The organism is Campylobacter concisus (assembly GCF_003048575.1).
Taxonomy (GTDB): Bacteria; Campylobacterota; Campylobacteria; order Campylobacterales; family Campylobacteraceae; genus Campylobacter_A; species Campylobacter_A concisus_U.
Genome location: NZ_PIRZ01000002.1, coordinates 265,463 through 278,122, shown reverse-complemented (window position 1 = coordinate 278,122; position 12,660 = coordinate 265,463). Strand labels below are relative to the sequence as shown.

Annotated in this window: 5 protein-coding genes; 2 read left to right on the top strand and 3 right to left on the bottom strand. The window is 37.3% G+C overall.

Features of this window, described 5'->3' with window-relative positions; genetic code table 11:
• Nucleotide 1 precedes the first annotated feature (1 nt).
• The 3 genes from CVS84_RS03600 to CVS84_RS03590 are packed head-to-tail and all read right to left on the bottom strand — an operon-like array spanning nucleotide 2 to nucleotide 5,211.
• The gene (locus CVS84_RS03600; RefSeq protein WP_107691190.1) at nucleotides 2-1,930 is read right to left on the bottom strand and encodes a MacB family efflux pump subunit; all 1,929 of its coding nucleotides are present in this window, start codon (nucleotides 1,928-1,930) and stop codon (nucleotides 2-4) included.
• Nucleotides 1,931-3,124 carry an efflux RND transporter periplasmic adaptor subunit gene (locus tag CVS84_RS03595; RefSeq protein ID WP_107691189.1) on the bottom strand — a complete coding sequence of 398 codons (1,194 nt, stop codon included), beginning with the start codon at nucleotides 3,122-3,124 and terminating at the stop codon, nucleotides 1,931-1,933. It lies immediately after the preceding gene.
• A gap of 53 nt (nucleotides 3,125-3,177) precedes the next feature.
• A complete protein-coding gene (locus CVS84_RS03590; protein ID WP_107691188.1) occupies nucleotides 3,178-5,211 on the bottom strand; it encodes an ATP-dependent helicase in 2,034 nt (677 codons plus the stop codon).
• A gap of 64 nt (nucleotides 5,212-5,275) precedes the next feature.
• Here CVS84_RS03590 and pbpC point away from each other — a divergent pair, with 64 nt between their 5' ends.
• Together pbpC and CVS84_RS03580 are read left to right on the top strand one after the other, a co-directional pair.
• Nucleotides 5,276-7,444 carry a penicillin-binding protein 1C gene (pbpC, locus tag CVS84_RS03585; RefSeq protein ID WP_107691187.1) on the top strand — a complete coding sequence of 723 codons (2,169 nt, stop codon included), beginning with the start codon at nucleotides 5,276-5,278 and terminating at the stop codon, nucleotides 7,442-7,444.
• Nucleotide 7,445: 1 nt separating this feature from the next.
• A complete protein-coding gene (locus tag CVS84_RS03580; RefSeq protein ID WP_107691186.1) occupies nucleotides 7,446-12,566 on the top strand; it encodes an alpha-2-macroglobulin family protein in 5,121 nt (1,706 codons plus the stop codon).
• The last annotated feature ends 94 nt before the right edge of the window (nucleotides 12,567-12,660 follow it).

Sequence of the window (12,660 nt, the reverse complement as noted above, 5' to 3'; positions counted from 1 at the left end):
ATTACTCCCTTGAAAGCGCATCTATTGGATTTAATTTTGAGGCATTTTTGGCAGGCATGTAGCCAAAGATGATACCAATGGCCATCGATGTAACAAGCGCGAGCACGATCGAGCCATTTGAAAAGATCATGCTAAAACCGTCTAAAAAGTTGTTAAAGATGTAGCCTATAGCGTAGGAAAAGGCTATGCCGATAGTACCGCCTATTAGGCAAAGTAGCACCGCCTCTATCAAAAACTGCTGCAAGATGTTGCTCTGTCTGGCTCCGATCGCCATTTTGATGCCTATCTCTTTGGTGCGCTCGGTGACTGAGACAAGCATGATATTCATCACGCCTATGCCACCAACTACTAGTGAAACTACGGCTATGCTTGAGATGAGAAGGCGCATGGTTGAGATCGTCTCTTCGATAGTCTGCTTGATGCTATCAGAATTTCTAGTAAAGAAGTCTTTTTTCCCGTGTTTTATTGTTAAAAGATCAGTCAGGCTCTTTTCTGCGATTTGAGCATTTACGCTTTCATTTACTTTTACGGTTATTGAGCTAATAAATTTATCGCCCGTTATCTTGTTTATCACGGTCGTATATGGAGCATAAATTTTAAGTGAGCTAGCATCGCCGATTTTAAACTCATCTTTTTGCAAAACGCCTATAATGCGAAGTGGCTTTTTATTAAAAAGTATGATCTTACCGATCGGATCTTCGTTTTTAAATATGCTATTTTTGGTGTTTTGATCTATTAATGTGACAGAATCTGAGTTTAAAACCTCGTCGTCATCGTAAATTCTTCCTTTTTCTAGCTTTAGTCCATTTACGTCAAAGCTCCCTACTCCACCACCTTTTAGTGTCGCTGTTAAGGAGATATTTTCATATGTTAGTACGCCTGAAGTACTTGTGTTTGGAGTGACTGAGTCAAGAAATGACTGCTTTGAGAGCATATTTGCATCACTTATAGAGAGCGTTTTTACCCTACCTGAGAGCATATCGCCAAAGCCTTTTCCTGGCATGATATCGATCGTATTTGTGCCGATCTTTCTGATGCCAGCTAAAATTTGCTCCTGTGAGCCTTTACCAAGAGCTACGACGCTAATGACCGCCGTGATGCCAATAATAATGCCAAGCATGGTTAAGAGCGATCTTAGTTTATGAGCCAGCATCGCATTTACCGACATTTTAAAGCTTTCAATTAGCTGATCTTTATAGTAGGTAAATTTGCTCTTTTCTGGCTGGTTTTGCTTTTTGGCCTCAAAAATTTCACTATTTTTTACGTTATCATTTACGATGTTGCCATCTTTTATCTCGATCACACGACTCGCGTACTCGGCGATCTTTGGATCGTGCGTAACGATGATGATGGTGTGACCTTTTTTATAAAGATCCACTAAAATTTCCATCACTCTTAGCCCACTTTTACTATCAAGCGCTCCTGTTGGCTCATCAGCCAAGATGATCTCACCACCATTCATAAGTGCCCTTGCTATGGAGACCCTTTGCTGTTGTCCGCCTGAGAGTTTATTTGGTAAATTTTTAGCCTTTTCGCTAAGGCCAAGAGAGTCTAAAATCTCCATCCCTCTTTTTTCTCGGTCGCTCTTATTTGCCCCTGCGTAGATGCTTGGCAGCGCTACATTTTCAAGGGCATTCATCGTGCTAAGTAGGTTGTATCTTTGAAATATAAAGCCAAATTTATCTCGTCTAAGCTTGGCAAGCGAGTCGCTATCAAATTTAGATATATCTTTGCCATCTAGCAGGTACTGCCCGCCACTTGGGCTATCAAGGCAGCCAAGGATATTCATAAGTGTTGATTTGCCAGAGCCAGACTGACCGATAATGGCTATAAATTCGCCCTTTTTTATCTCTAAATTTATGCCATGAAGAATTTCTATCTCATTATCGCCTAGCTTAAAGCTTTTTGTGATGTTTTTTAGACTTATCACTTAAAACTTCTTATTTTCTTTTTCGATCATCTTGGCTATTTCGCTTGCTGAGCCTTGTGATGTGATGATCTCATCACCCTCATTTACGCCACTAATTATTTGCGTATCGAGGTTGTCTTTTATGCCAGTTTTTACCACTGTTTTTACCGCTTTGCCATCTTTTAAAACATAGACAAACGTGCCGTTTTCATCTCTTTTAATGCCGATGCTTGGTACGATGATAGCATCCTTTACGTTTGCTATTAAAAGCTCATTTTGCGTGGTCATGCCTATTCTTAAAATTTTATCTTTATTTTCAACTATGCTTTGCGCGTAATAATAAACAGCTGAATTACTTGAAGTGCTTGAGCTTGTGGATTTGCTACTACTGCTAGAGCCGTAGTTACCATCGCTTAATGTCGTTAAGCCAGGGTCGATTGAGCTAACCGTCGTTTGAAATTTTTTTGTTGGCTCAGAGAGGATCGAGTACTCAACTGGCGTGCCGACTTTTATCTTTGTGATGTCGCCCTCAGCTATTTGCATCTTCATCTTGACATAGCTAAGATCTGCGATCTTTACGATAGTTGGCGTAGTTTGATTGGCATTTACGGTCTGTCCCTCTTCGACCTGCACGCTTACTATTATGCCATCTCTTGGGGCGGTGATCTTTGTGTAGCCTAAATTTATCTTAGCAGTACTTAGCTCGATATTTGTCTGCTTGATCTGAGCTTCAAGCTCCTTTATCTTTGCGCTATTTGTGCTATAAGTATTTTTTGCACTTTCAAATTCTTGTTTTGAAGTGGCATTTTTGGCAAAAAGTGCATTTTCTCTATCAAACTGCGTTTTTGCAATGTCTAGAGCCACTTTTGCGCTTTCAAGCTGAGCTTTGTAGATGGCTAGTTGTGCCTCTTTATTATCGATGTTATTTTGCTGGGTCGAGCTATCGATACTTGCGATCATATCGCCTTTTTTGACCTGATCTCCAAGCTTAACGTAGAGTTTTTTTATCTGGCCGCTCACCTGAGCACCCACATCAACTAGCTCGGTGGCAAAAATTTCTCCGGTCGCATCGACCTTTTTGCTAAATGAACCTTTCTTTGCCTTTTTGGTGATAAATTCCACCTTTTCATCTTTTATCTTAAAAAAATTATCATAGATAAAATATCCACCGACGCCCAAAATAAGCAGTATTATTAAAATTTTAGACTTTTTCATCACTTCTCTTTGTAAAAAATTGGTAAATTCTACTTCACAAGAGTAAACACTCTTTAAGCTTCCTCTTTTGCCATGCCAGCCTCTATCAAAAACCTACTTGGTTGGTAGGTCACCTTCTTTATCTTGTCGTATTTTGCATAGCTAAGATATAGCTCGTCTTTAGCCCTTGTTACTGCTACGTAAAAGAGGCGCCTCTCTTCTTCTAGGCTGCCGCCCATGCTCATTAGCTTTAAATTTGGAAAGCGGTTTTGCGCAAGATCGACGATAAAGACTTGGTCAAACTCAAGCCCCTTGCTCGCATGCACACTAAGCAAGCTAACGCCCTGCCCTTCGCTCATCTCGTTGCTACCAAGGGCTAAGAAGTTGTAAAATTTACTGATATCTTGATACTTTTTAGCTAGCTCGCTTAGTACCACGCTCTTTGCCATTATGCGCTCTTTGACCTCTTCTTTGAGTGCTAGATCAACATTGCCGTTTTTTAGAGTTGCTCTTTTTGTGCTGAGATTTTCAGCGATTAACGAGTAAATTTTGCTAGTTTTTATCTCATTTATCATCGTGGCTGGCTTTGAGACGTTTCTCATGCCTCTTAAAAAGTTGTAAATTTCATATAAAAACTGCGCCCCACTCTCGCTTAGCTTTTGTAGTTTTAGCACAGGATGACCTAGAAATTTATCGCTAAAGCCAAGTTTAGAAAACCTTGAAACTTCGGCAAATTCATCAAGATCGTCAAAAAGACCAAGCTGGTAGTTTCGCCTTTTGTTTGATGAGATATTTACGCTCTCATCTGGCTCAACTATCCCTTTTATCAAATTTCCATGCCCAAGCTTAAGCAGCGCGTCAAAAATTTCTTTGCTAACTGCGCTGCCAACGCCCTTTGCGTATTCGCAGATGTGGATAAATGCCATTATATCTTTTGGATTGACATAAATTCCCATGATGTCGATGAGCGCCTTGATCTCACGGCTCTCAAAGAAGCTCACCCCGCCCTTTCGCTTTGAGCCGATGCCTCGCTCTTTTAGCGCGACCTCGATGCCATCAGCTGATGAGTTATTTCTAAAAATTATGGCGATATTTTCTCTATTAAATGGCGAAAGTGAGATGATATCGGCGATATTTTGATACTGATCAAAAAGCTCGTTATATACTAGCAGTCTTGGAGACTTGAAATTCCCCTCACGGCTAACTGTGAGGTGCTTTTCATAAAGCCTTGGATTGTTGTTTATCACCTTGTTTGCAAGGGCAAGTATGCTTGAGCTTGAGCGGTAATTTACATTTAAAGCGTAGATATTTGCGTTTGGAAAGCGGTCTTTAAATGAGCCAATGATCTCGATATTTGCACCGTTAAATGCATAAATGCTCTGATCAAAATCGCCCACACAAAATAGGCTCTTTGTCCTAAACGCGTCTATTAGGCTGCCTTGAAGCGTGTTTGTGTCTTGATACTCATCGATCAAAATTTCATCATAAGCTAAATTTGCCCCTTTTTTTAGCTCGTCGCGCATTTTTATGAGAAGGTCGTTAAAATCAGCGTAAGAAAATTTAGCCTTTTCAGCCTCAAACTCTTCTAAAATATCTTCATAAATTTCAGCATAAACGCCCTGCTCTTCGCTCTTATCGCTTATCCACTTGCCAAAAGTAGTGCCTTGCTCGCTATTTTGAAAGAGCGAGTAAAGGTCATATAGATAAGCCCCGCCATAAGGCTTGACATCGCTTAAATGGTAAAATTTACGCCTCTCAACAAGACTTTTTAAAAGCGTCTTTAGCTCGCTTGGCTGCTTTAGCGTGACGCCTTTATCAAGGCTTTTTAAAAGCGAAAATGAGACCGAGTGGAAGGTACCCGCGGTGATTTTTGAGGTAATTGATTTGTCAAAATATCTATTTAAACGCTCTATCATCTCGCTGGCTGCTTTGTTGGTGAAAGTTAGAAGCAAAATTTTCTCTGGTGCAACGCCTAAATTTAGTAGATGAGCGATGCGCGCGACTATGGTACTGGTTTTGCCAGTGCCAGCTGAAGCGATGATTAGATTGTGTCCAAAAGGCGCAGTTGCTGCGGTGTATTGTTCTTTGTTTAACCTAGATAAGGGCATTGTTTCCTCTTTTTAAAAAGGCCTAATTATAGCTACTTAAACTTTAACAGCTATAATCACGCCGATGAAAAAGTTTAAATTTCTAAAATTCCTTGCCCTATTTTTGGCTTTAATGGTCGGTGTTTTTTTGCTCTTAGATCAAATTTATCCACTAAATTTAGACGCACTAAAAAAAGACGAAGCCAAAATTTTGCTTGATAAAAATGGAAACATTATAAATATGAAGCTTAGCAGCGACGGAATTTGGAGATTTCACGAGCAAAGCTTCCCAAACTCGCTAAAACAATGCGTTGTGCTTTTTGAAGATAGATACTTTTACTACCATTTTGGAGTAAATTTTGCCTCCATTTTTAGAGCATTTTTCCACAACCTAAGAAGTGACAACCGCATAGGCGCCAGCACTATCACGATGCAAGTAGCTAGGATGCTTGAGCCTGGAGATAGGAGCTATAAAAATAAGATAAAAGAAATTTTTAGAGCATTTCAGCTCGAGCTTCACTTTAGTAAGGATGAAATTTTAAATTTATACCTAAATTTAGCCCCATATGGCGGCAATATCGAGGGTGCAAAGGCGGCAAGCTTTTTTTACTTTGGCAAAGAGCTAAACGAGCTTAGCTACGCTCAGGCTGCACTTTTAAGCACGATACCTAAAAATCCAAATAAAAATAGACTAGACCGCGTTTCAAACATAAACGCCCTAAAAAACAGGGTCATAAAGATGCTTTACAAAGCAAAGCTAATAGATCTTAGCGCCTTTAAAAGAGCGCAGGCTGAGCCATTTAAAAATGTAAGAGCAAAAGCTATCGTAACCGCGGAAGATTATGCAAATGTCGCTTTTAAAAACCAAATTTCAAAGGCGAGTTTGGATCTAAATTTACAAAAAGATATGCTTAAAATTTTAAAAGATACGATGTTTTCGCTAAAGGCTAAAAATGCAAACAACGCAGCAGCCGTGGTCATTGATAATAAAAAAATGAGTGTTGTTGCCTTCATCGGCTCGCATGATGAGCATGCGCGTGACGGTAAAAACTCAGCCCTAAATATGAAGCGAAATACCGGCAGCACGCTAAAGCCTTTTATCTACTCGCTTGCGCTTGATAGCGGGCTTATCACGCCAAATTCGCAGTTAATTGATACGCAAATTTATATAAAAGAGTATGCCCCAAAGAATTTTAGTAATGATTTTTTAGGTATCGTAAGCGCGAAAGATGCTCTAAATTTCAGCCTAAATATTCCGGTTATAAATTTAAACTTAAAACTAAAAGACAATTCGCTTTACGAACTACTTGAAAAGGTAAATTTAGTAGATGAAGATAAAGAGTATTATGGAGCTTCTATAACGCTTGGAAGTACTGAAATGAGCCTGCTTGATCTTGCTCATCTTTATACTATTTATGCAAATGACGGTATTTATAGACCGCTTGAGTTTGCTGGCAAAAACTACAAAAATGAAGAGAAAAATATAACTCTCATTTCACCTCAAAGTGCCTATTTGACCGCTAAAATGCTAAGCGAAGCCTCAAGATCATATCTAAAAAATGCTTGGCAGTACGCCCAAAATACGCCAAAGATCGCTTTTAAAACAGGAACAAGCGCAAACTCACGTGATCTTTATGCCATAGGCGTTGATGAAAATTACACAATTGCTATTTGGATTGGAAATTTTAATGCCAGCAAAACTGATAAATTAACAGGACTAAATGACGTATCAAAGAGTCTTTTTGATATGTTTAAGATAATCGCTCAAAAAGAGAAGTTAAGATTTATGAGTGAGCCAGATGGCATAGAAAAGCTGCCAACCTGCCTTGATGCCTTTAACTATGAAAAGTGTAAAAAAATGGCGCTTGATGATAGGATAAAGGGTGTAGATTTAAAAGATAAATGCGAAAGTTTAAGAGGCGAAGAGCTTGATTTTTTGGTTAAAAATGAGCTTTTGGATAAAGAAGAGATACAAAAAAGTCCTTGTGCTGAAATTTTTAAAGATAAAAAGCCAGTTTTTGCCTATCCGTATGACGGTGAAGAGATAGTGACAGATGAAAATATTACACAAGTTATGGTAAAATGCTACGCGTTTTTAGGCGATGAAATTTACCTAAAAATAGATGATTTGAACTTTTCTAAGATAGAAAATGCAAGTGAAAAAAAGTTTGATCTAACTCTTGGTGAGCACAGCATAAAATGCCTTGATCAAAACTCAAATCAAAGTGAAATAACAATAAAAATAAGGAGATAAAATGTGGCAAAAAGTAGCTCTTCTAGCACTTTTGGGAATGACAAATTTATATGCTTTGAGCCTAAATGGCACTGCGCAGATAAAATCGCCCCTAAGCGTAGAGTTTGGACTAGAAGATAAAGTCGATAAAAATTTTGTTGGTATGCTAAGTGATAAAAAGCTACTTTTGTGCCAACCAGCATTAAATGGTACGGTTAGATTTAATAGTCAAAGCTTGCTGCTTTTTACAAAAGATATGCATGCTGGTTTGGATTATAGCTGCAAGCTTGAAAATGGAAGCACTGCTAGTTTTGCCACGAAAGAATTTGAGCTAACAAAGATAGAAAAAATAAGCGATAGCAAATATATAGTTAAATTTAATGATGAAGTAAATATTGAAGCTATCAAAAATATTGCCGTAAAAGATGCAAAATTTAAAGTGATTGAGCTTTCTAACAATAGCTTTGAGCTTAATCTTGATAAAAATTTAAGCAATCCAGTTTTTGATTTTGGTGAAAAATTTGAGAGCAAATTTGGCGCAACGCTTTCAGGTGAAACGATAGTAAATTTTGCCGATGAAATAAGCGAAGAAAGCGTAAATATAAATGATAATGCAAAGAGTCTTGAGATACCAGAAATTTATCCAGTGAGCCTTGATAATGGTATCTTGGGCTTTAGAATTTATCTAAAAAATTGGCTTGATGACGACATTAACTTAAAGAAATTTATAAACATTAAAGGTGTAAAAAACTTTAGCATTAGTGACGTTAAATATAGTGACAACTATGAAGAAAACTCAGAACTTAGCGAGTATTATTACTACATTGATATTACAAGTGACGATTTTAAGCCACAAAATAGTTATGAAATCACCATTAAGCCAGGCTTTGGCGATGATAGAAATGTAGTAAGAGAAGAAAGTAGCTATGAAGTAGTAGCTAGCAATTTCACTCCATTTGCAAATTTTATAAATAATGAGCCATATATCTCAAGTGTTGGCGAAATCGGTATCAGAAGTGCAAATTTGCCTGAGCTAAATGTAAGCATTGAAAAGCTAAGCGATCAAAATTTTAGATATTTCTTAAATTTTAATGACAATAACGAAGAGTTAAGCAACTTCAGCACAAAAGTGGCAAGCAAAAGCTATAAACTTGATGGCGCATTAAATGAAATTTCTCTAAATAAAATCAAACTTGACTTTGCCGGAGCTGGAGACGGAGTTTATAAGATAAACTTAAACTACGGCAAGGATAAGAGCGTCTCAAAAGTAGTCTATCTAAGTGATATCGCCGTAAATGCAAAGCTTGGCAAGGATGAAATTTTCGTATTTGCAAATCGTCTTGGCGAAAATACAATGCTGCCAAACGCAAATGTAAAAATTTATGGCAAAAAGAACGAAGAAATCGCAGTTGGTGCGACAAATGATATAGGCGTTTTTAAATTTAACAAAAAAGATATTTATAAAGATATCTCTTCGGTAGTTGTCTCTCTTGGAAAAGAGCAAAATTTTCTTATTTTAAAAGAAGACGAAGCGTTAAATGAAGCGAAATTTATGAGCCAAAATGCCAGTGAGAGTATCGATGCTTACGTTCATTTTGCTTCAAATATCATAAGACCAAATGAGAGTTTAAAGGGTGCAATCTATCTAAGAGATAGAGATTTTAATCCTTTAAAAAATATGCCTATAAAGATAAAATTTTTCGATCCACAAGGCAAAAGTAGTGCTGAAATTTCAAAAAATACAAATGACGTTGGCATGGTAAATTTTGAAAAAGAGATACTAAGCGATCTAAGTGGTAGATTTAATATGCAAGTAATTTACGCAAGCAAAGTGATCTCAAATGTGCCATTTTTTGTTGAGAGTTTTATGCCAAATAGGATAAAGAATGAGATAACGCTTGAGAGAGATAAATTTTTCGCAAATGAGCTTGTTAGAGCCAATCTAGCTAGTAACTATCTCTTTGGTGGCGCTGCTAGCGAGCTTGATGGCAGCATGCAGGTGAGCTTTTTTGATGATGAATATAAAAATAGCGAGTTTAAAGAGTATAAATTTAAAAACAATACGCTAAAACCAAGCGCTTATCCATCTTTTGAAAACGATCTCACTCTTTCAAAAGATGGCAAATCAAGCCAAATGATAGATCTTAGCTTTAGCACTAAAAATGCCTCTTCTATCATAACAGGCGTGATAAATTTCAATGTAAATGATGATGGCAAAAATGTAAGCGATACAAAAAGCTTTACTCTCTATCCTTACAAAGATATGGTTGGTATCGCAGCAAGCACGACATTTGCTGAGCCAAACGAAGATGTAAAAATAAGAACGGTTGTGGTAGATATGTCAAGTCAAAAGGCCGTAAAATCAAATTTAAAATTTGAAATAAAGCGTGTTACTTGGCAATACCAAAGAGATGCAAATGGCTATATAAAGTGGTTTCAAACTCTAGAAGATGTGGATAATTTTTATAAAGATAATGGCGAGTTTAGCTACAAATTTACACAAAGTGGCTCATATGTGATCATCGCTACAAATCTAGTAAGTGGAGCAAGTACAAGCCTTGATATGGACGTAAGTGGCTACAACTACTCGACTCTAGCACCTACAAAAGAGCTTAGCAAATCTCAAATCAAACTAAATAAAAATATCTACAAAAAAGGCGATGAACTAAGTGCTGATATAAGCTCAGCTATAAAAGAAGGCATCGCCCTTGTTACACTTGAAGATGGTGGCGTGAAAGCTTACAAAGTTGTTAAGATAAAAAATAACTCAGCAAATGTGAAATTTAAACTTGACTTTGATTTTAGCGGACTTTACGTGAGTGCAAATATCTACCGCATGACAGATGGTGGATTAACTCCATTTAGGACTTACGGTAAGGTTTATGCTAAGGCCGATAAGTCATCAAGGATACTTAATCTAAGCCTTGATGCGCCAAATACAGCAAAAAGCGATGAAAATATAAAAATTTCACTAAAAACAAAGCCAAAAGCTTATGTAAATTTATTTATCACAGATGTTGGCGTGCTTGATATAACGTCACAAAAGCCAGCCGATCCACTTAAATTTTTTGACAAAATTTTACCAGATGGTGTCTTTGACTATGACATTTATAATATGCTCACAAACTATAAAGTCGAGGGCAAGACATTAAGCTTTGGTGGCGATATGGCAGCACTTGCTATGGAGGCAAAGATGGCAAAACATGCTAGCCCGGTTGATAGCAAAAATATAAAAACATACGCAAATTTAGTAAGCCTTCAAGCTGACGATAATGGTGAAATTTCATACGAGTTTAAAACGCCAAATGGCTTTAACTCTGCCATTAGAGTAGATGTCGTGGCAAATAATGAAACTGGCATGAACGCTGTAAATAAAGAAATTTTAGTAAAAGATGATGTGATTATTAAGCCAAGTGCGTTAGTTTATCTGTTAAAAGGCGATGAGCTAAATGCAAACTTAAGGCTCATAAACACAACAAATGAGGATAAAAATTTAACCATAAAAGTGGCTAGCAGTAAAAATTTAAACATCAAAACAAAAGAAAATGTGAATTTAAAGCCGCTTGAAAATAAAGCCTTTATATTTAAAATTTCAGCTCTTGAAGCTGGTGCGGCCGAGTATAACGTGACTATAAGCGACAAAAACAGTTCAAAAACTGTCCAAAGCTTGCTTGATGTAGTGAGCCCTTATACTATCAGCACCTATGCAAAAAGTAGTGTCTTTGACAAAGAGAGTGTGATCTCACTTCCAAAAGGCTTTCATAATATTAGTATAGATGCGTCAAGCTCTGTCTCAAGCGTGCTATTAGCAGCTTCTAAAAATTTAGTCGAGTACCCTTACGGATGTGCGGAGCAAAGGAGCTCAAGGCTACTTGCGCTTTTAAATTTAAAGCCAAAAGATGAGCTTGAAAAAAATGATCAAAAGAGATTTATTGCAAGCGGTATGAGTGAGCTAATTAAGATGCAAAAACCAGATGGTAGCTTTGGCTACTGGAGCGATCTGGGTAGTACTAATGCATTTGCTTCGATCTATGCAACTGATGTGCTGCTTGATCTTGAAGAGGCTGGATATGAGCTAAATAAAAATGTAAAGCAAAGAGCATTAAATTCGCTCTTAAAATATACAAACACAGACATTGAAGCTCTATATGCTATCTATGTAAGCTCCCGCGCAAATGTTGCTGATAAATCAGTGCTAAATAAAATTTATGACCACAAGGCTTACAATACGACTGCACTTAATAAATATCTAATGGCAGCAGCTCTAAAGCTAAACGGCTTAAATGACGAAGCAAAGGTGGCGCTAAAAGATATCAAAAAAGCTCAGATAGCTGATTACAGCAGGGATTATTCTAGCTTTGGCTCAAAGATGAGAGACAATGCCTTTATCTTGTACCTACACGCAAAATACTTTGAAAAAAACGACTACTCAGATGATCTTGCAAAATTCTTGATCACAAATTTAAATGAGCTAAGTTCAACACAGGAGCGTGCTTTTGCCCTTAGGGCGCTAAATGCCTACTTTGGCAAAGATGTTGGCGAGAAAAATAATAAATTTAAGCTTAGCTACAATGGCGAAAGCAAAGAATTTGACGGCCTTTTAAGCGTATCATTTACAGCAAAAGATGGAAATTTTACCATCACACCACTTGGTGAAAACAAGCTATATGCCACTATTTTAAGCTACGCTTATGTGCCGCTTGAGATTAAGCATAAAATAGAGCCAAAAGAGCTTGATATTTACCGAACATTTGTGGACGAAAAAGGAAAAGAGATTGATCTAAATAGCCTAAGAGTAAATGATGTTGTCTATTCAAAAATAGTGATAAATTCTAAAGCTATGGTTAAAAATGGTGCAATAAACGAGATCGTAAGCAGCTGCTTTGAGCCAATAAATGAAAATTTAAGTGGTTTTAGTAAGAGCCTTAAAGATAGCATTGAGCTTGAATATCAAAGCATAAAAGATGATCGCGTTTTAAGTTTTTATGCATTAGATAGTGACAAGAGAGAGGCTGTGCTTTACACACCTTATCGTGTAAGACTTGGCGGCAAATGCTCGCTTGGCGCAGTCACAACTGAAAATATGTATAACGAAAGACAAAACGACTACGACCTAGCTCAGCGAAGCTTTACTGTTAAATAAGCCATATAAATTTTGGGGCGTTTAACCGCCCCAAGCCCATATTTCCCCACTTTTGCAAAGATTTTTTTAAACAAATTTTAGATAACATTAAGCA